General features: G+C 67.3%; 18 protein-coding genes and 1 pseudogene. 13 read left to right on the top strand and 6 right to left on the bottom strand.

Features of this window, described 5'->3' with window-relative positions; genetic code table 11:
* Nucleotides 1–25: 25 nt before the first annotated feature.
* A complete protein-coding gene (locus ACZLIF_RS17830; RefSeq protein WP_065175185.1) occupies nucleotides 26–829 on the bottom strand; it encodes an SDR family oxidoreductase in 804 nt (267 codons plus the stop codon).
* Nucleotides 826–1392, bottom strand: a complete 567-nt coding sequence (locus ACZLIF_RS17825) for a DUF1415 domain-containing protein (protein ID WP_053519826.1) — start codon at nucleotides 1390–1392, stop codon at nucleotides 826–828. The genes ACZLIF_RS17830 and ACZLIF_RS17825 overlap by 4 nt, the downstream gene beginning before the upstream one ends.
* A 193-nt stretch (nucleotides 1393–1585) precedes the next feature.
* On the opposite strand from ACZLIF_RS17825, the gene ACZLIF_RS17820 reads away from it, so the two are divergent.
* From ACZLIF_RS17820 to ACZLIF_RS17810, 3 genes are all read left to right on the top strand, one after another.
* Nucleotides 1586–3052 carry a benzaldehyde dehydrogenase gene (locus tag ACZLIF_RS17820; protein WP_128990393.1) on the top strand — a complete coding sequence of 489 codons (1467 nt, stop codon included), beginning with the start codon at nucleotides 1586–1588 and terminating at the stop codon, nucleotides 3050–3052.
* A 17-nt stretch (nucleotides 3053–3069) separates the two neighbouring features.
* A complete protein-coding gene (locus ACZLIF_RS17815; RefSeq protein ID WP_053519821.1) occupies nucleotides 3070–4197 on the top strand; it encodes an NAD(P)-dependent alcohol dehydrogenase in 1128 nt (375 codons plus the stop codon).
* Between the two features lie 116 nt (nucleotides 4198–4313).
* Nucleotides 4314–5411 carry a helix-turn-helix domain-containing protein gene (locus ACZLIF_RS17810; protein ID WP_128990391.1) on the top strand — a complete coding sequence of 366 codons (1098 nt, stop codon included), beginning with the start codon at nucleotides 4314–4316 and terminating at the stop codon, nucleotides 5409–5411.
* A gap of 35 nt (nucleotides 5412–5446) precedes the next feature.
* Here the strand turns inward: ACZLIF_RS17810 and ACZLIF_RS17805 are convergent, their stop codons facing one another.
* Nucleotides 5447–5929 carry a YajQ family cyclic di-GMP-binding protein gene (locus tag ACZLIF_RS17805; RefSeq protein WP_053519819.1) on the bottom strand — a complete coding sequence of 161 codons (483 nt, stop codon included), beginning with the start codon at nucleotides 5927–5929 and terminating at the stop codon, nucleotides 5447–5449.
* A 119-nt stretch (nucleotides 5930–6048) separates the two neighbouring features.
* Here ACZLIF_RS17805 and ACZLIF_RS17800 point away from each other — a divergent pair, with 119 nt between their 5' ends.
* From ACZLIF_RS17800 to ACZLIF_RS17790, 3 genes are all read left to right on the top strand, one after another.
* Nucleotides 6049–6945 (top strand): DMT family transporter, encoded by an 897-nt coding sequence (locus ACZLIF_RS17800; protein ID WP_065175182.1) that lies wholly within the window; start codon nucleotides 6049–6051, stop codon nucleotides 6943–6945.
* Between the two features lie 207 nt (nucleotides 6946–7152).
* Entirely contained in the window at nucleotides 7153–8160 is a 1008-nt protein-coding gene (locus ACZLIF_RS17795) for a methionine ABC transporter ATP-binding protein (RefSeq protein ID WP_128990389.1), read from the top strand.
* The gene (locus tag ACZLIF_RS17790) at nucleotides 8157–8846 is read left to right on the top strand and encodes a methionine ABC transporter permease (protein WP_053519816.1); all 690 of its coding nucleotides are present in this window, start codon (nucleotides 8157–8159) and stop codon (nucleotides 8844–8846) included. The genes ACZLIF_RS17795 and ACZLIF_RS17790 overlap by 4 nt, the downstream gene beginning before the upstream one ends.
* An 84-nt stretch (nucleotides 8847–8930) precedes the next feature.
* Here ACZLIF_RS17790 and ACZLIF_RS17785 read toward each other — a convergent pair whose 3' ends face one another.
* Complete coding sequence (locus tag ACZLIF_RS17785) at nucleotides 8931–9533, bottom strand: lipocalin family protein (RefSeq protein ID WP_128990387.1); 603 nt, start codon at nucleotides 9531–9533, stop codon at nucleotides 8931–8933.
* A 128-nt stretch (nucleotides 9534–9661) separates the two neighbouring features.
* Here ACZLIF_RS17785 and ACZLIF_RS17780 point away from each other — a divergent pair, with 128 nt between their 5' ends.
* Both ACZLIF_RS17780 and ACZLIF_RS17775 read left to right on the top strand, forming a co-directional pair.
* Entirely contained in the window at nucleotides 9662–9982 is a 321-nt protein-coding gene (locus ACZLIF_RS17780; protein WP_053519814.1) for a hypothetical protein, read from the top strand.
* A 68-nt stretch (nucleotides 9983–10050) separates the two neighbouring features.
* Complete coding sequence (locus ACZLIF_RS17775; RefSeq protein WP_128990385.1) at nucleotides 10051–12147, top strand: prolyl oligopeptidase family serine peptidase; 2097 nt, start codon at nucleotides 10051–10053, stop codon at nucleotides 12145–12147.
* Nucleotides 12148–12221: 74 nt separating this feature from the next.
* On the opposite strand, the gene ACZLIF_RS17770 is transcribed toward ACZLIF_RS17775, so the two are convergent.
* Entirely contained in the window at nucleotides 12222–13406 is a 1185-nt protein-coding gene (locus ACZLIF_RS17770; protein WP_128990383.1) for a pyridoxal phosphate-dependent aminotransferase, read from the bottom strand.
* A 145-nt stretch (nucleotides 13407–13551) separates the two neighbouring features.
* Nucleotides 13552–13617 (bottom strand): annotated as a pseudogene (locus ACZLIF_RS17765) (hypothetical protein); the annotation flags it as partial.
* Here ACZLIF_RS17765 and ACZLIF_RS17760 point away from each other — a divergent pair.
* The 5 genes from ACZLIF_RS17760 to ACZLIF_RS17740 all read left to right on the top strand — a co-directional run bounded on the left by ACZLIF_RS17760 (nucleotide 13595) and on the right by ACZLIF_RS17740 (nucleotide 17992).
* Entirely contained in the window at nucleotides 13595–15670 is a 2076-nt protein-coding gene (locus tag ACZLIF_RS17760; RefSeq protein ID WP_478462155.1) for a S9 family peptidase, read from the top strand. The pseudogene ACZLIF_RS17765 and the gene ACZLIF_RS17760 sit on opposite strands and share 23 nt — an antisense overlap.
* A 54-nt stretch (nucleotides 15671–15724) precedes the next feature.
* Entirely contained in the window at nucleotides 15725–16147 is a 423-nt protein-coding gene (locus tag ACZLIF_RS17755; protein ID WP_128990379.1) for a YbaN family protein, read from the top strand.
* Nucleotides 16148–16231: 84 nt separating this feature from the next.
* Nucleotides 16232–16477 carry an LPS translocon maturation chaperone LptM gene (gene lptM, locus ACZLIF_RS17750; RefSeq protein ID WP_053520180.1) on the top strand — a complete coding sequence of 82 codons (246 nt, stop codon included), beginning with the start codon at nucleotides 16232–16234 and terminating at the stop codon, nucleotides 16475–16477.
* Nucleotides 16470–17321 carry a diaminopimelate epimerase gene (gene dapF, locus ACZLIF_RS17745; protein WP_128990377.1) on the top strand — a complete coding sequence of 284 codons (852 nt, stop codon included), beginning with the start codon at nucleotides 16470–16472 and terminating at the stop codon, nucleotides 17319–17321. Before lptM ends, dapF begins: the two co-directional genes overlap by 8 nt.
* On the top strand, nucleotides 17318–17992 hold the full coding sequence (locus ACZLIF_RS17740; protein ID WP_065175177.1) for a DUF484 family protein: 675 nt from the start codon (nucleotides 17318–17320) through the stop codon (nucleotides 17990–17992). The genes dapF and ACZLIF_RS17740 overlap by 4 nt, the downstream gene beginning before the upstream one ends.
* Nucleotides 17993–17998 lie beyond the last annotated feature (6 nt).

Here is a 17998-nt window from a genome sequence, read left to right as displayed (position 1 = left end):
TCCGCACCCACCGGAAAGCGGTGCTCTATTCGGCGTAGATCATCCTGCGGGTCATGCCGCCGTCGACGATGAAATCCTGGCCGGTGGTGAATCCGGACAGCGGCGACAACAGATACACCGCGAGCGCGCCGATGTCTTCCGGGCGGCCGACGCGGCCGACCGGATGCTGTGCGTGGTCGATGGCCGAATACTCGGGCGCATGGCGCCGGGAGGGCGCCTGCCACTCGCTGGTGCCGATCCAGCCCGGACTGATGCTGTTCACCCGTACCGCCGGTCCGGCGCTGATTGCCAGCGCGTGGGTGAATGCCACCAGTCCGCCCTTGGCCGCGGCATAGGCTTCGCTATGGGCTTCGGACTGCCGGGCGCGGGTCGAGGCGATGTTGATGATGGCGCCGGCGCCACCGGATGACAGTGCCGGCAGGGCATGCCGGCTGCACAGGAAAGCGCCATGCAGCGATGACAGGCGGCGCTGCCATTCGTCCCACGCCATGTCCTGCAGCGGCGTACCGTGCGCACCGGCGATGCCGGCATTGTTGACCAGGCCATCGATGCCGCCAAACCGCTGCACCGCCGTGGCGATGAACGCGCGCACGCTGGCTTCGTCGGTGATGTCCAGGGGCTGGAACGCCGCATCGTCATCGCGCTGCCATTCGGCCAGGCAGGCGTGGCCGGCTTCCGTATCCAGATCACCGATCAGCACGCGGCCGCCGGCACCGAGCACGGCCTGGGCGATGCCGCGGCCGATGCCATTGGCGCCACCGGTGACCAGCACCACCTTGCCCGCCAGCGGCGCGGCAGGCCAGGCAGCGATCGGCGGAACCGCGCTCATGACAGGTCTTCGCCACGCAGGCGGCGATGCCAGCCGTCCACGCCGATGCGGTCCAGCGTCTGGATGTTGCGCTCGACGATCACGTCCGGATCGGGGAAGGCGTCCACCGCGCGTGCCACGCTGTCCTCGCGCAGCAGGTGCAGCGTGGGATAGGGCGCGCGGTTGGTGTAATTGCTGGCGTCGTTGGCGGCCACGCCTTCGAACTGGTAGTCCGGATGGAAGCTGGCCACCTGCAGGATGCCCTGCAGATCGAGCGCCTCGATCGCCGCGTCGGCGTTGTCGAGGAAGTCGTTGTAGTCCAGGAAATCCGTCAGCACCTGCGGGTGCACGATCAGGGTGGTGTCGATCTGCTCGGCCGGCGTGTCCCGCAGCAGCACCAGTTCCTCGGCCAGCTGTTCGACCAATGCTTCGGGGGTGGTGGCATCACTGAGCACGAAGCGGACCTGGTCCTTCACATATACGGCCTTGGCGAACGGACACAGGTTCAGGCCGATGACGATGCGCTCCAGCCACAGGCGGGTGGCGGCGATCGGGTCGTCGGTGGGCAGGGCGATATCGGTCATGGCGGGCACATCGGCGGGCGAGGTCGCCATTGTAGGCAGTGTGCCGCCGCTGCGCTGTTCACTGTGCAGGAACTGGACAGTCGCCATGCTGCAAATCCCCGCCGATTCAAACCTTTGCAGGCCACCGGCAGATGGCCGATTGCCTGCTGCGGGCGGTAGGCGTGGAATGGACGCACGACACAGGAGGACACCCATGACTGCATCTTCTCCGTGGCTGCCGGACGCCCTTTGGGCCGGCGCCCTCTTCGATGGCCGGTGGCAGGCGGCCGCGCAACGGCAGCCGGTGATCGAGCCGGCCACCGGTAACACGCTCGGCCAGATCGGCCTGGCCGACGCGGCGCAGGTGGCGCGCTCGGCGGCGGCCGCTGCGCAGGCGCAGCAGGCGTGGGCGGCGGCTCCGTACGAACAGCGCGCTGAAGTGCTGCGCAAAGCGGCACGCCTGGCCGAAGAACACATCGACACCCTGGTCGAATGGCTGGTACGCGAAAGCGGCTCCACCCGCCTGAAGGCAGGTTTTGAAGCCAAGGTGACCATCAAGGCACTGCACGAGGCTGCGGCGCTGCCGTCGCGCAGCACCGGCGAGATTCTGCCTTCCGAGCCGGGCCGGCTGAATCTGGCGCGGCGCCGACCGCTGGGTGTGGTGGGGGTCATCTCGCCTTTCAACTTCCCGCTGTATCTGGCCATGCGCGCGGTGGCGCCGGCCATCGCGCTGGGCAACGCGGTGGTACTCAAACCTGACCCGCGCACAGCGGTGTGCGGCGGGGCGGTGATCGCACGCCTGTTCGAGCAGGCCGGCCTGCCGGCAGGCGTTCTGCACATGCTGCCCGGTGATGGCGTGGCCGGCGCTGCGCTGACCAGCGATCCGCACGTGGCGATGATCCAGTTCACCGGCTCCACCGCCGCCGGGCGCAAGGTCGGAGAAGCGGCGGGCAAGCATCTGAAGAAGGTCTCGTTGGAGCTGGGCGGCAAGAACTCGTTGATCATCCTCGATGATGCCGACCTCGACCTGGCGGTGGCCAACACTGCGTGGGGGGTCTACCTGCATCAGGGCCAGATCTGCATGGCGACCGGCCGCGTGCTGGTGCAGCGGAAGATCCACTCCGCGTTCCTGCAGAAGCTGGTGGCCAAGGCCAATTCATTGAAGGTGGGCGATCCGGCGCGCGAAGACGTGGCGATCGGTCCGCTGATCAATGCCGGCCAGCGCGACCACGCCACGCGCGTGGTCGAGCAGGCAGTGCAGGCCGGTGCCTCGCTGGAGGCCGGAGGTACCCATCGCGATCTGTTCTTCGCGCCGACCGTGCTTGGCAACGTATCTGCTGACAATCCGGCGTTCAACGAAGAAATCTTCGCGCCGGTGGCGGTGGTGGTGCCGTTCGACGATGACGACGATGCCGTGCGCCTGGCCAACGACAGCGAGTACGGCCTGTCGATGGCCATCGTTTCCAGCAATGTCGGCCGCGCACTGAAGCTCGGTGAGCGCCTGCGTACCGGGCTGCTGCACATAAACGATCAGACCGTGAACGACGAGGTGATCAATCCCTTTGGCGGCGTCGGAGCATCCGGCAATGGCACCAGTATCGGCGGCCCCGCCAACTGGGAGGAGTTCACGCAGTGGCAGTGGTTGACCGTCAAGGGCGAGGCGCCCGCTTACCCGATCTGACCGAAGGAGCCATCACGATGAACGACAATACGGCAACACGCGAGATCACCGCCGCAGTGGTCCGCGGCAAGGAACAACCCTTCGTCATCGAGCAGGCCCGGCTGCGCGGCCCGCAGGAGGATGAGGTCCTGGTGAAGGTGGTAGCCACCGGCCTGTGCCACACCGACCTGATCGTGCGCGATCAGTACTACCCGGTGCCGTTGCCCGCGGTGCTGGGTCACGAAGGCGCCGGCGTCGTGGAGGCGGTCGGCCCCAACGTAAAGGAACTGAAAGCAGGGGATCACGTGGTGCTGACCTATGGCGCCTGCGGCCACTGCAATCCGTGCCGGGGCGGTCATGGCGCCTACTGCAGGGATTTCTTCGCGCTGAACTTCGGGGGCGATGATGGCCACGGCCATACCGCCATCACCGATGCGCAGGGTCAGCCGTTGCACGACCATTTCTTCGCGCAGTCTTCGTTTGCCACCTATGCGCTGGCGCGCGAGATCAATGCGATCAAAGTGCCCGACGATGCGCCTCTGGAACTGCTGGGCCCGCTGGGCTGCGGCATCCAGACCGGTGCCGGCGCGGTACTCAATTCGCTGAAGGTACGCTCGGGCAGCAGTTTTGCCAGCTACGGTGCCGGCGCAGTCGGTCTGAGTGCGGTGATGGCGGCCAAGGTGGCCGGTGCCACGACCATCATCGCCATCGATGTGGTGCCGTCGCGGCTGGCACTCGCGCTGGAGCTGGGCGCCACCCACGTGGTCAACAGCCGCGAGACCGATGTAGTCGAGGCCGTGCGCGCCATCACCGGCGGTGGCGCTGATTTCGCGCTGGAATCGACCGGTCGCCCGGAGGTGCTCTCTGCGGGTATCGAGGCCTTGGGGGGCTTGGGCATGATGGGCGTGGTCGGTGCACCAAAGCTGGGCACCACCGCCAGTTTCGACGTGAACAACCTGCTGCTGGGTGGCCGCAGCATCCGTGGCATCGTGGAAGGCGACAGTGTGCCGCAGGTGTTCATTCCGCAGCTGGTCACGCTGTTCCAGCAGGGCCGCTTCCCGTTCGACAGGCTGGTGAAGTTCTACCCGCTGGAGCAGATCAACCAGGCGGCCGAGGACAGCACCCGGGGCATCACCCTGAAGCCGATCCTGCGCATCGCAGCGTGATCTGAGGGCAGGGCTGCAGGGCTTCGCCCTGCACCTGCCGGATGGGCGGCAACCGCAGGCCAATGCCTCATCGGAGCGTAACGTGGCGTTGCCGCTGGCGGGTGTACGCTGCACCCATGATCGCAACCTCCGTCGGGCAGCAGCAGCTGGTAGCGGCACGCGCGGCCTTTGCCGAGGGCGACGCGCGTTCATTGAGCGTGTTGCCGCAGCCGTTGCAGCAGTCGTGGATGCGCTCGCGCGCGGCTGGCCTGCAGCCCGGGCAGGAACCGGTCTACCTGCCGCTGCAGAGCGATGGCCGGCATCTGCCACAGCGCGACGACCGTCGCCTGGCACGCTGCGTGCAGCCGGAGCTGGAACAGCTGTGGGCCGCTTTCGGCGGACGTGGCTGGACGATGTTCTGCGCCAACCGCGAGGGCATGGTGATCGCGCAGCAGGCGCATGGCCTGGAAGACTCGCCCCTGCTGCGGCCGATCCAGGTCGGGCGGCGGCTGGGCGAAAGCGAGATCGGCACCACCGCGCCGGCGGTCAGCCTGGCCGACGACCTGCCAGCGCTGGTGCGCGGCAATGAACATTACCTGCAGCGTTTCGCTCCGGTGTTCTGCCTCAGTGAACCCCTGCACGATCTCGACGGGCGGGTATGCGGAGTGATCGATATCACCGGGCTGGGTGAGCGCGATCCTTCGCTGCTGCAGGGCTATTTCCGGCAGGCCGCACTGGCCAGCGAGAATCGCCTGTTCCACACGCTTGCCGATGTGCACCTGCTGGCGCTGCAGCATGATCCGCGCTGGCTGGCGTCACCCTTGCAGGGGCTGCTGGCGGTGCAGGAGGATGGCCAGCTGCGCGCCGCCAACCGTGTGGCCCGGCGTCTGTTGGGCCTGCCGCGGCGCGGGCCACTGCCGTTGCTGGATATTGCAGCGGTGTTTGCCGGCGCCAGTGCCGCACAGCGGCGGCGCCTGCTGCAGCCGGGGGCGCCGCATCGGGTCCGGTTGGGCGAGGGCAGTGCGGTCTACCTGCAGCATGTGCAGGCGCCGCGCAAGGTCGCTGGCAACAGCGTGCGACGGTCTTCACCGGCGACGATGGCGGCGCCGGCGCTGCGCGATCAGCAGCGTGAAGCGGCGCGCCGGGCGGCGCAGGCGGCGGACGGCAATCTCAGTCTGGCCGCACGTCAGCTGGGCATCTCGCGCACCACGCTGTACAAGCTGCTGCGTGATTGATCGAGCGCGGTGCCGGGCCACGCCCGGCGGAGCAGTCAGTCGCGGAAATTGTTGAACTGCAGCGGCAGCTCGAACTTGCCGGCCTTCAGTACTGCGATCGCGTCCTGCAGATCGTCGCGCTTCTTGCCCTGCACGCGCAGCTTGTCGCCATTGATCTGGCTTTCCACCTTCAGCTTGGCGTCCTTCAGTGCGGCGGCGATCTTCTTGGCCACCTTCTGCTCGATGCCCTGCTTGACGGTGATCTTCTGCCGCGCCTGCGCCAGATTGGTCTCGATGTCGCCGAACTCCAGGCTCAGCACGTCGATGCCGCGCGCTGCCAGACGCGCACGCAGGATGTCGTTCATCTGCTTGAGCTGGAACTCGGTCGGCGCGAACTGGTTGATGACATCGCCATCACGCTCGAACTTGGCGTCCACGCCCTTGAAATCGAAGCGGGTGCTCAGTTCGCGGTTGGCCTGGTCGATGGCGTTGGTCAGCTCGTGGGTGTCGACTTCGGAAACGACGTCGAAGGAAGGCATGGGCGATGCTCCACAGAATTCAGTGCGGACATTCTATCGCGCCGGCCAGCCTGCCCGCCTTCCGTGGCGCCGGACGTCGCTGCAGCGGCATCCCGCCGCTGGCTCGGCGATAATGGGCCATGAACGTGCAACGCTCCCCCTCGCGCGCGGTGGCCTGGATGGTGGCCGCGGTCGCCTGCTTCTCCCTGATGGACGCCGGCATGAAGCAGCTGGCGGCCAGCTATCCCACCCTGCAGGTGACCTTCCTGCGCGGCGCGGCGTCGTTGCCGTTCGTGCTGGTCTGGGTGCTGGTCAGCGCGGGCCCGCGTTCGCTGGTGCCACGTCGCTGGGGCCTGCATCTGCTGCGTGGCGCGCTGGGCATGGCGATGATCGGCTGCTTCGTGTTCGCGTTGCGCGATCTGCCACTGTCCACCGCCTACACCATCTACTTCGTCGCGCCGCTGCTGATCGCGGCCCTGTCGGTGCCGCTGCTGGGCGAACGGGTCGGACCGCGTCGCTGGGTGGCCATCGGCATCGGCCTGGTCGGCGTGCTGGTGGTGCTGCGGCCCGGCGTGGATGGGTTCATCTCGGTGCCGGGCCTGATGGTGCTGGCCGCGGCCACCGCCTACGCCGTTGCCGCGATCACGGTCAGCCTGCTGACCCGTACCGACACCTCGCAGTCGATGGTGGTCTGGTTCCTGGTCATCATGGCGATCGGCGCGGGCCTGCTGGCGATTCCCGGCTGGAGGCCGCTGCTGCTGGCGCACGCGCCGCTGATCGCGGGCATGGGGCTGGCCGGTGCGCTGGGTCAGATCGCCCTGACCAAGGCCTTCCAGCTGGGCGAGGCATCCATGATCGCGCCCCTGGAGTACAGCGGCCTGGTCTGGGTGATCGGATGGGATCTGGCTTTCTGGGGGCAGTTGCCGGATGGCTACACCTGGGTGGGGGCGGCGATCATCGTGGCGTCGGGCCTGTACCTGTTGCACCGCGAGCGGGTGAACCGCCAGCAGCCGCCGAAGCCGCTGGATCATCCCTGAACCGGTTTGGCCGGGGAGCGGGGTCGGAGCCCCTGCGGGGATCCGACCCCGGGGTCAGATCCCACAGGGGCTCTGGCCCCGGAACCCGGCCGGAGTAGGTGTCTTAGAACCAAAAGGAATAACATTCTGGCCCATGGCGCGGGCGCGCGACCGCCGGCGCTGGTAGGCTGCACGCCCCCTTCTGTCGCCTGCCGGTGAGCCGCTCCCGTGATCGAGTTCCAGCGCCTGCACAAATCCTATGCCGTTGCCGGCCGCGCGGTCAGCGCGCTGCAACCGCTGGACCTGACCATCGAGGCCGGCGAGGTCTTCGGCATCATCGGTCATTCCGGTGCCGGCAAATCGACGCTGATCCGCATGATCAACCGCCTGGAAGAGCCTTCCGGTGGCCGATTGCTGATCGGAGGCGAGGACATCACCGCGCTGGATGCCGACGGCCTGCGCTCGCTGCGCCGGCGAATCGGCATGATCTTCCAGCACTTCAACCTGCTGTCCTCGCGCACGGTGGCGGGCAACGTCGCCTTCCCGCTGGAGCTGGCCGGTACACCGAAGGCGGAGATCGACAGCCGGGTGGCCGAGCTGCTGCAGACCGTCGGCCTGCAGGCACACGCACAGAAGTACCCGGCCCAGCTGTCCGGAGGCCAGAAGCAGCGCGTGGGCATCGCCCGTGCCCTGGCCACCCGCCCGCAGATCCTGCTGTGCGACGAGGCCACCAGTGCTCTCGACCCGCAGACCACCGCGTCGGTGCTGGCGCTGCTGTCGAAGATCAACCGCGAGCTGGGCCTGACCATCGTGCTGATCACCCACGAGATGGATGTGATCCGCCGCGTCTGCGACCGGGTGGCGGTGCTCGATGCCGGCCAGCTGGTGGAGACCGGTCCGGTCACCCAGGTGTTCCTGCATCCGCAGCATCCCACCTCCCGCCGTTTCGTCAGCGAATCGGAGCATGTGGACGAAGGAACGCTGCACCGTGATTTCGACGCCGTAAGTGGGCGCATCGTGCGCTTGACCTTCCTCGGTGGCGATACCTACGAACCCCTGCTGGGCAGCATCGCGCGCCAGACCGGGGTCGATTACAACATCCTGTCCGGGCGTATCGACCGGATCAAGGACACGCCGTATGGCCAACTGGTCGTAGCCCTGGTCGGTGGCGATCACGCCGCCGCGCAGGCCGCGTTCGTGGCCGCTGGCGTGCATGTCGAGGAACTGCGTCGATGATCATTGCTGCTGCGGACGGATTCTTCCGCCACCTGGACGCCGGCAAGTGGGCCGATATCGGCCAGGCCACCATCGACACCCTACTGATGCTGGCCGGTTCGCTGCCCTTGACCCTGGCCATCGGGCTGCCGCTGGGCGTGCTGCTGTACCTGTTCGGTGCGCCGCAGATGAAGCGTCGTCCGTTCGCCTATGGCGTGCTGGCGCTGGTGGTCAACCTGCTGCGCTCGGTGCCCTTCATCATCCTGATGATCGTGCTGATTCCGGTGACGCTGTTCATGATGGGGACGTCGCTGGGTGTTCGCGGTGCGATCGTGCCCCTGGTGATCGGCGCCGCACCGTTCTATGCGCGGCTTGTGGAAACCGCGCTGCGCGAAGTGGACCGTGGGGTGATCGAGGCGACCCAGGCGATGGGCGCAACCACCTGGCAGCTGGTCACCCGTGTGCTGCTGCCGGAAGCGCGGCCGGGCCTGATCGCAGGTGCCACGGTCACGACCGTTGCGCTGATCGGCTTCACCGCCATGGGCGGTGCGATCGGCTCGGGCGGCTTGGGCGATCTGGCGTTCCGTGATGGCTACCAGCGTTCGCACACCGACGTCGCGCTGGTGACCGTGGTGCTGCTGCTGGTGCTGGTGCAGCTGCTGCAGATGCTCGGCGACCGGCTGGTCGCACATTACACCCGCAGGTAACCGGCACGTCCGCCGGGCATGGCCCGGCGCTACCCTGCCACGCGGACGTTCCAGTAGCGCCGGGCCATGCCCGGCGGCGCCGTCTCACCGCGCGTTGGGCACTTCATAGCCCAGTTTGCCGACCTGGTCCGGGCGCTGCGGCACCCGCTTGAGCTTGTCGGTATTCACTCCGTACTCGTCGCGCAGGCGCTCGGCCAGCTCCTTGTACAGCGTCTTGTCCATGTCAGGCCGACGGGCAAAGATCCACGCCATCTCGCGGCCCGGATAGCCGATCAGTGCCCAGGAGTAATCCGGCGCCACTTCCAGAACGCGCGAATGGGTGGGCACCACGCGGTAGAACCAGGTCCGCCAGCCATGGTTGCCGCTGTCCGGGTCGACGCTGGCACGGGCGCGGATCTCCTGTTGCGGTTCGCTGAAGCCGTTGCGGTAGCGGTAGGTGATGGCAACCTTGTGATCGTCGCGCAGCGCGTACTCGTTGACGCTGGCAACGTGACCGCGCTCGACGAAGTTCGGCACGCGGCCGATCACATACCAGGTGCCCATGAAACGTTGCAGGTCGATCGGCGCGTTCGGATCGGGGGCGCGGGGCGCCGCGGCACGCGGCGACGGCGGATCGCTGGCAGCCAGCACCGGGCCCGCCAGGGACAGGGCCAGCAGCACGGCGCAGAGCGGGCGGATCGAAGTCATGCGGGAGCGGGCTCCAGTGGGCTTGCACGCGCATGGTCGACTGTGTGCACGCGGTCCGTCAATGGTGTCGCAGCGTATGAGAAGGCCCTTGCCCAAGCTGTGTTGCATTGTCCACCGGAGAAACCCGCATGAGCGCACGCCTCACACGCCGCCCCTCGACTGAACGCGTCAGCGAACGCGCCGATCCGCGCCTGCTGCGGGGTGTACAGCATCTGGCACTGGCCGGCGTCGCACTGGTCCTGGTGTGGCCGGCCGCCCGTGGCAGCAGTGCCTGGCTGGGTTGGCTGCCCCTGTGGCTGATCGGCATGCCGCTGGTGGCCTGGTGGGCGTTGCTGCGCTGCCCATTGCCGTCGCTGCGGCGGCGGTCGTCGCGTCGTACCGGTGGACAGGCGCGCCGCCGCAGGGCAGCCGGCGCGCGCGGCCGGCGCGGCGCAACGGCGGCGGCCTGACCTTCGACACGGGGGCGGTGTCCGGATCCGTGCTAGCGTTCCACGGCTTATGACTGCCTGGAGCTGCAATGTCACGACTCGCTTCCGCCTGCCTGCTGGCTGGCATGATGACCGCTGCCTCGGTGGGGACCGCCGTGGCTGCTGAAGATACCGACCGTTATGCCTGGCTGGAGGACGTCACCGGCGACAAGCCGCTGTCCTGGGTCAAGGAGCAGAACGCCAAGGCCGAGGCGCGCCTGGCGCAGACTCCGGCCTTCAGGCAGATGGAGGCCAGCATCCGTGAGGTGCTCGATTCGGATGCCAAGATTCCCGGCGTGCAGAAGATCGGCGACTACTACTACAACTTCTGGAAGGACAAGCAGCACGAACGTGGCCTGTGGCGGCGCACCACCCTGGCCGAGTACCGCAAGGCCTCGCCGCAGTGGGAAACCGTGCTTGACCTGGACGCACTGAACAAGGCCGAGGGCGAGAACTGGGTCTGGCACGGCGCCGACTGCCTGCGCCCGGACTACAGCCGCTGCCTGATCGCGCTGTCACGCGGCGGCGCGGATGCCGATGTCACCCGCGAGTTCGATCTGTCGACGAAGCGCTGGATCGAGGATGGCTTCTTCCGTCCCGAGTCGAAGGGCGGCCTGAACTGGATCGATCGCGATACCGTGTTCGTCTACACCGATTTCGGTGCCGGCACCATGACCACCTCTGGCTACCCGCGCGTGGCCAAGCTGTGGAAGCGTGGGACGCCGATGTCGTCGGCCAGCGTGGTGTACGAAGGCAAGCCGGAGGACATGTACATCGCGGCGGTGCACGATGACACCCCGGGCTTCGAGCGCAACCTGGTCAGCCGCACGCTGGCGTTCTACAACAATGAGGTCTACCTGCGCGGCGACGATGGCACGCTGACCAAGATCGATGCGCCGAACTCCGCCGAGAAGGGCCTGCACAAGCAGTGGCTGACCCTGGAGCTGCGCGACGCCTGGACCGTGGGCGGCAAGACCTACGCGTCCGGCTCGCTGCTGGCGACCCGGCTCGATGACTTCCTGGCCGGCAAGCGTGACTTCGAGGTCCTGTTCACCCCGACCGCGACCACCTCGCTGGCCGGTGCGACCTGGACCAAGAACCACCTCGTCCTGAACGTGCTGGACGATGTGAAGAATCGCCTGTCCGTGCTGACCCCGGGCGCCAATGGCTGGCAGAAGAGCGCGTTTGTCGGCGCGCCGGCATTCGGCACTCTGGCCGTGGGCGCAGTGGACAGCGACGACAGCGATGCGGTCTGGCTGACCGCCACCGACTATCTGACGCCGACCACCCTGGCTTTGGCCGAGATCGGCAAGGCACCGGAAACGCTGAAGACCATGCCGGCCTTCTTCAATGCCGAGGGCAAGGTGATCGAGCAGCACTTCGCCACCAGCAAGGATGGCACCCGTGTGCCGTACTTCGTGGTGCATGCCAAGGACATGAAGCTGGACGGCTCCAATCCGACCCTGCTGTACGGCTACGGCGGTTTCGAGATTTCGCTGACACCCAGCTATTCCGGTGGCATGGGCCGCGCCTGGCTGGAGAAGGGCGGTGTGTACGTGGTCGCCAACATCCGTGGTGGCGGTGAGTACGGCCCACGCTGGCACCAGGCGGCGCTGAAGCAGAATCGTCACAAGGCCTACGAGGACATGGCCGCGGTGGCACAGGATCTGGTCAAGCGCAGGATCACCAGTGCCAAGCACCTGGGCGTGCAGGGCGGCAGCAACGGCGGCCTGCTGACCGGCAACATGCTGACGCAGTACCCGGAGCTGTTCGGTGCGGTGGTGGTGCAGGTTCCGCTGCTGGACATGAAGCGCTACAGCCACCTGCTGGCCGGCGCATCGTGGATGGCCGAGTACGGCAACCCCGATACCAGCGACTGGGAGTTCATCAAGGCCTTCTCGCCGTACCACCTGTTCGACGCGAAGAAGAACTACCCGCCGGTGCTGTTCACCACCTCTACCCGTGATGACCGCGTGCACCCGGCCCATGCCCGCAAGATGGCGGCGAAGATGATCGACGCCGGCAAGGACGTGACCTACTACGAGAACATCGAAGGTGGTCATGGCGGCGCAGCCAACAACGCGCAGGCCGCGCACATGGCGGCCCTGGCCTACAGCTTCCTGTGGGAGCGCCTGGGCGGTAAATGACGAAATGAAAAACGCCGCCCCCGGGCGGCGTTTTTCATGGGCGGCGCTGCGCGCTCGCCGGGCATGGCCCGGCGCTAGCGGAAATGTTGCAGCCCGCGCGCGATGCGCTCCACCGCTTCCTGCAGCCGCGGTATTTCCTGGGTATAGGCCAGGCGCACATGCTGGTTGGCGCGGTGGAAGCCGAAATCCAGGCCCGGGGTGAACGCCACATGCTCGGTTTCGAGGAAGTGTGCGCAGAACGCCTGGGCATCATCGGTGAACGCACTGACATCGGCATACAGATAAAACGCGCCCTGCGGCTCCACCTCGATGCGGAAGCCCAGCTCGCGCAGCGCCGGCAGCAGGAAATCGCGACGCTGGCGGAAGGCCTCCCGTCGCTGTTCGAAGATCGCCATCGATTCATCGGTGAAACAGGCCAGGGCTGCATGCTGGGCGATGCTCGACGCACTGATGTACAGGTTCTGCGCCAGCTTCTCCAGTTCGGGCACCGCTGCGGGCGGCGCCACCAGCCAGCCCAGGCGCCAGCCGGTCATGCCGAAGTACTTCGAGAAACTGTTCAGCACGAACGCGCTGTCATCGACCTGCAATACGCTGGCGGCGTCCACGCCGTAGGTCAGGCCGTGATAGATCTCGTCCACCACCAGGTGCCCGCCGCGTGCGTGCAGTGTGCGTGACAGCGCCGCAAGTTCATCGGCCGACAGCACCGTGCCGGTGGGGTTGGCCGGCGAGGCGACGAGTGCGCCGACGCTGTCCGTGTTCCAGTGCTGTTGCACCAGCGAGGGTGTGAGCTGGTAGGCGGTCTGCGGACCAACCGGGACCAGCTGTGCGGCACCTTCCACCAGGCGCAGGAAATGCCGGTTGCAGGGATAGCCGGGATCGGCCAGCAGCCAGTGCCGGCCCGGGTCGACCAGCAGGCTGCTGGCCAGCAGCAGCGCGCCGGAGCCGCCAGGAGTGACCAGGATGCGTTCCGGATCCACATCCAGCCGGTAACGGCTGCGATAGAAACCGCTGATCGCCTGGCGCAGCGCAGGCAGGCCGCGTGCGGCGGTGTAGCGCGTGTGCCCGGCGGCCAGGGCCGCCTGGCCGGCACGCACCACCGGCCCGGCCGTGGTGAAGTCCGGTTCGCCGATCTCCAGGTGGATGACATCGTGGCCGGCCTGTTCCAGCGCCTGCGCGCGGGCCAGCAGGGACATCACGTGGAACGGAGCGATTTCATGGCTGCGCCGGCTGTAGACCGGCGGGTGGGGCAGGGTACTCATGCGCCCATGGTACGCCGACCGCTGCCGGCGGGTCCGCACCGTGACGACCTGCAGGGTTGTGGTGCCGACGGGATTGGGGTCAGATCGCTGTTCGGGGAAGGGAACCGATCCCGTCGAAGACCATTGCATTGAAGCGCCTGGAGCCTTATCTCATGAAGTCCACCCTCTGCCTGTTGCTCGCCAGCCTGATGACCAGCACCGCTACCGCCGCCCCCCTGCCTGTTCCGCCGGACGCCGCCCGGCATCCGCACGAGGTCAAGGCCCCGTTCGGCGCGACCCGCAACGACGACTACTACTGGCTGCGTGACGACAAGCGCGCGAACAAGGACATGCTGGCCTACCTGCAGGCCGAGAACGCCTATGCCGACCAGGTGCTGGCGCCGTTGAAGCCGCTGGAAGACGCGCTGTACAAGGAGATCGTCGGCCGCATCAAGCAGGATGATTCCAGCGTGCCGGCGCGCGAGCGCGGCTACTGGTACTACAGCCGCTTCGAGAGCGGGCAGGACTACCCGATCCACGCACGCCGCAAGGGCAGCATGGACGCTGCCGAAGAAGTGCTGCTGGACGTCAACGCAATGGCCGCCGGCAAGGGCTATTTCAATGTCGGCTCGATGGAAGTCAGCCAGGACAACCAGCTGCTGGCCTGGGCCGACGATGACGTGGGCCGTCGCCAGTACACGATCCGCTTCAAGGACCTGCGGACCGGGCAGGTGCTGCCCGACGTGATCACCGGCAGTTCCGGCGACCTGGTCTGGGCCGACGACAACCGCACCGTGCTGTACGTCGAGAACGATCCGGAAACGCTGCTGACCGTGCGCGTGAAGAAGCACGTGCTGGGCACCCCGGCCAGCGCCGACACCGTCGTCTACGAAGAGAAGGACGACAGCTTCTACATGGGCATCGGCCGCACCCGCGACGACCGCTTCATCACCATCGGCGTGCACAGCACGGTGTCGTCGGAAGAGCGCTACGCGCCGGCCAGCGACCCGACCACGTTCACCGTGCTGGCGCCACGCCAGCGCGACGTCGAGTACGACGCCGACCACTACGATGGCCGCTGGGTGATACGTACCAACGACAGTGCAAAAAACTTCAAACTGGTCACCGCACCGACCGATGCCACCTCGCGTGCGCAGTGGAAGGACTGGATCGCGCATGACGATGCGGTGTTCATCGAAGGCTTCGAGCTGTTTGATGGCTTCACCGCCATTGCCGAGCGCTCCGAAGGCCTGGAGCGCATCCGCCTGCTGTTCAAGGATGGCCGCAGCGACTACGTGAAGGCCGATGAGCCAGCGTACTCGATGGGCCTGGGCGATAACACCGAGGCCGATACGCCATGGCTGCGCTACGTCTACACCTCGATGACCACCCCGACCACCGTGTTCGAGCTGAACACCGCCACCGGCGAGCGCCGCCAGCTGAAGGTGCAGCCGGTGATCGGCTATGACGCATCGAAGTACGAAACCGAACGCGTCTGGATCACCGCGCGCGATGGCGTGAAGGTGCCGGTGTCGCTGGTCTACCGCAAGGGCTACCAGAAGGACGGCAAGGGCGCGCTGTTCCAGTACGCCTACGGCAGCTACGGCATGTCGATGGACCCGTACTTCAACCAGACGGCAGTGAGCCTGCTCGATCGCGGCGTGGTGTATGCCATCGCCCACATCCGCGGTGGCCAGGAGATGGGCCGCGACTGGTACGAGAACGGCAAGCTGCTGCACAAGCAGAACACCTTCAACGACTTCATCGACGTTACCCGTGGACTGGTGGCGCAGGGCTGGGCGGCGAAGGATCGTGTGGCCGCGTCCGGTGGCAGTGCCGGTGGCCTGCTGATGGGGGCGGTGGCCAACCAGGCGCCGCAGGACTACCGGGTGATGGTGGCGCAGGTGCCGTTCGTGGACGTGGTCACCACCATGCTGGATCCGACCATCCCGCTGACCACCAACGAGTACGACGAGTGGGGCAACCCGGAGCAGAAGCAGTACTACGACTACATGCTCTCGTACTCGCCCTACGACAATGTCAGGAAGCAGGATTATCCGGCGCTGTTCGTCGGTACCGGCCTGTGGGATTCGCAGGTGCAGTACTGGGAACCGGCCAAGTGGGTGGCCAGGCTGCGCGACGACAACACTGGCCATTACCCGATCCTGTTCCGCACCAACATGGAGGCCGGCCATGGCGGCAAGTCGGGTCGCTTCCAGCGTTACCGCGAGCTGTCCGAATCGTATGCCTTCGTGCTGCAGCAGCTGGGTATCGCAGCACCGTGATCGCGGCGGGGTGCCGGGCGTTGCCGGGCACCCCGAACCGTTATCCTTGCGGTCATGAGCCTGCCTGAACCGCCTGCCGCCCAGGACGCAGCCCCGACCCGCCGGCCGGTGCGTTTCCGCTGGGCGTGGTGGCTGCTCGCCTATGTCAGTCTCGGCACCGGCATTGTCGGCATCTTCGTGCCGGGACTGCCGACAACCGTATTCATCCTGATCTCGGCATGGGCCGCCTCGCGCGGCTCCGAGCGGCTGCACGCCTGGCTGCTGCAGCACCCGCGATTCGGGCCGGCCATCGGCAACTGGCAGGCGCATGGCGCGGTCAGCCGCTACGGCAAATGGATGGCCACGATCACCATGGCGGTCTGCGCCGGGATCATGCTGTGGTGCGTGCCGATCGCCTGGGTGAAATGGTTTTCCATCGGCAGCATGACCGTGGTGGCGATCTGGCTGTGGACGCGGCCGCTGCCGCCGCAGGACTGACCCTTCCGCCGGGCATGGCCCGGCGCTGCCATGGGGGCCGTACCCTCCACCAACCGCTCAGCCGGCAGTGGCTATACTCGGGGCATGAAGATTCCCCATCGAAACGCCATCCTGATTCCGCTGGCAGCGGCCTCGCTGCTGTTCCTGTCCGCCTGCGGCAACAAGGGCCCGCTGGTGCTGCCGCAGAAGCCGGTGCCGGTGGAAGAGACCGTCGAGCCGGCCACCGATGCCGACGGCGAAGCCACCCCGCCTGCCACCCAGGACACGGGTGACGGCAGTCCGTCGGTGACCCCGGACCCGGTGAAGAAGGTGGACGACGGGAATGAGTAAGACCGGTTCCACCGCGCTGCGTTTCAGCAAGATGCACGGCGCGGGTAACGATTTCGTAGTGATCGACCTGCGCGACGGCATCGCGCCGCCCACGCCGCAGCTGGCCGCGCGCCTGGCCGACCGCCACACCGGCGTGGGCTGCGACCAGATCCTGACCATCGAGGCCCCGCGCGCCGAAGGCTCGGTCGCCTCGTACCGGATCTGGAATGCCGATGGCTCCAATTCCGAGCAGTGCGGCAACGGCGCGCGCTGCATCGCGGCCTGGCTGGTGCGCGAGGGCAGTGCCCAGGGCGATGCATTCGTCATCGACAGCCCACTGGCCAGCCATGCGGTGCAGGTGCTGGGCCAGGGCCAGTATGCGGTGACCATGGGCGTACCCGCATTCGAACCTGCCAGCGTGCCGCTGGTCGGCTTTGCCCACCCGCGCGAGGAGTATCTGCTGCCGCTGCAGGGCGAGAGCGTGCGGTTTGCTGCGGTGTCGATGGGCAATCCGCATGCCGTGATCGAGGTGGGCCTGATCGATGCGGCGCCGGTCGAGCGGGTCGGCGCGCTGCTGCAGCAGCATGCCTCGTTCCCGAAGTCGGTGAACGTGGGGTTCACCCAGGTCATCGCGCCGGACCACGCGCGGTTGCGCGTGTTCGAGCGGGGCGTCGGCGAGACCCTCGCCTGCGGCAGCGGCGCCTGTGCAGCCGCAGTCACCCTCATGCAGCGCGGTCGCCTGCAGCGCGATGCACGCATCAGCCTGCCCGGCGGCGAACTGCGCATCCAGTGGCCGGGCGAGGGGCAGCCCGTGGTGATGGCCGGCCCCACCGCATTCGTCTTCGAAGGGGAGTGGATCGCATGACTGAGACCGTCGACAAGCTCGGGGCCCATGAAGTCGCTGCCTGGTTGCGGCGCCATCCGGCCTTCCTCAAGCAGTTTCCGGACCTGGCGCTGACCCTGGTGGTGCCGCGCGATGACGGCCCGACCGCATCGCTGGCCAGCTACCAGCTGGAGCTGCTGCGGGAAAAGAACCGCGAGCTGGCGCGACGGTTGGCCGATCTGGGCGCGACCGCCCAGGTCAACGAACGGCTGGCGGTGCGCACCCACCAGCTGACGCTGGCACTGATGAAGCAGGGTAGTGCCGCCGATACCCTGCGTGCGATGGCCGCCTCGCTGCAGGAGGATTTTGCGGGTGATCTGGTGCGGCTGGTCGTGCACGTGCCGGTGGCCGGGCTGGAACAGGCCGAATGGCTGCAGGTCATCGCGGCCGACGATCCACGACTGGGCCCCTTCCGTGATTGCCTGAAGGACGGTGAGCCGATCTGCGGCCGCCTGCAGCCGGAAAAGAACGCGGTGCTGTATGGCGCGCGCAGTGAGGAGGTGCAGACCACCGCCCTGCTGCCGCTGCCGGGTGTCGGCCTGATCGCGGTCGGCAGCCATGACCCGAACCGCTTCTACCCGGGCATGGGCACGCTGTTCCTGCGCATGATGGGCGAGGCCCTGGCCACCGGCCTCAAGCGCTTCCAGGACTGAGCGGAG

The sequence above is a fragment of the Stenotrophomonas sp. 2201_Sma genome (genome assembly GCF_056486685.1).
Note: the sequence above shows the minus strand (reverse complement) of the source record. Positions and strands in the feature narration are given on the sequence as shown.

Coding starts and splice junctions, on each gene's coding strand:
- ACZLIF_RS17830 (WP_065175185.1), bottom strand. CDS start 829: ATGAGCGCGGTTCCGCCGATCGCTGCCTGGCCTGCCGCGCCGCTGGCG.
- ACZLIF_RS17775 (WP_128990385.1), top strand. CDS start 10,051: ATGTCACGACTCGCTTCCGCCTGCCTGCTGGCTGGCATGATGACCGCT.
- lptM (WP_053520180.1), top strand. CDS start 16,232: ATGAAGATTCCCCATCGAAACGCCATCCTGATTCCGCTGGCAGCGGCC.
- ACZLIF_RS17770 (WP_128990383.1), bottom strand. CDS start 13,406: ATGAGTACCCTGCCCCACCCGCCGGTCTACAGCCGGCGCAGCCATGAA.
- ACZLIF_RS17800 (WP_065175182.1), top strand. CDS start 6,049: ATGAACGTGCAACGCTCCCCCTCGCGCGCGGTGGCCTGGATGGTGGCC.
- dapF (WP_128990377.1), top strand. CDS start 16,470: ATGAGTAAGACCGGTTCCACCGCGCTGCGTTTCAGCAAGATGCACGGC.
- ACZLIF_RS17810 (WP_128990391.1), top strand. CDS start 4,314: ATGATCGCAACCTCCGTCGGGCAGCAGCAGCTGGTAGCGGCACGCGCG.
- ACZLIF_RS17790 (WP_053519816.1), top strand. CDS start 8,157: ATGATCATTGCTGCTGCGGACGGATTCTTCCGCCACCTGGACGCCGGC.
- ACZLIF_RS17815 (WP_053519821.1), top strand. CDS start 3,070: ATGAACGACAATACGGCAACACGCGAGATCACCGCCGCAGTGGTCCGC.
- ACZLIF_RS17780 (WP_053519814.1), top strand. CDS start 9,662: ATGAGCGCACGCCTCACACGCCGCCCCTCGACTGAACGCGTCAGCGAA.
- ACZLIF_RS17760 (WP_478462155.1), top strand. CDS start 13,595: ATGACCAGCACCGCTACCGCCGCCCCCCTGCCTGTTCCGCCGGACGCC.
- ACZLIF_RS17755 (WP_128990379.1), top strand. CDS start 15,725: ATGAGCCTGCCTGAACCGCCTGCCGCCCAGGACGCAGCCCCGACCCGC.
- ACZLIF_RS17740 (WP_065175177.1), top strand. CDS start 17,318: ATGACTGAGACCGTCGACAAGCTCGGGGCCCATGAAGTCGCTGCCTGG.
- ACZLIF_RS17805 (WP_053519819.1), bottom strand. CDS start 5,929: ATGCCTTCCTTCGACGTCGTTTCCGAAGTCGACACCCACGAGCTGACC.
- ACZLIF_RS17820 (WP_128990393.1), top strand. CDS start 1,586: ATGACTGCATCTTCTCCGTGGCTGCCGGACGCCCTTTGGGCCGGCGCC.
- ACZLIF_RS17825 (WP_053519826.1), bottom strand. CDS start 1,392: ATGACCGATATCGCCCTGCCCACCGACGACCCGATCGCCGCCACCCGC.
- ACZLIF_RS17785 (WP_128990387.1), bottom strand. CDS start 9,533: ATGACTTCGATCCGCCCGCTCTGCGCCGTGCTGCTGGCCCTGTCCCTG.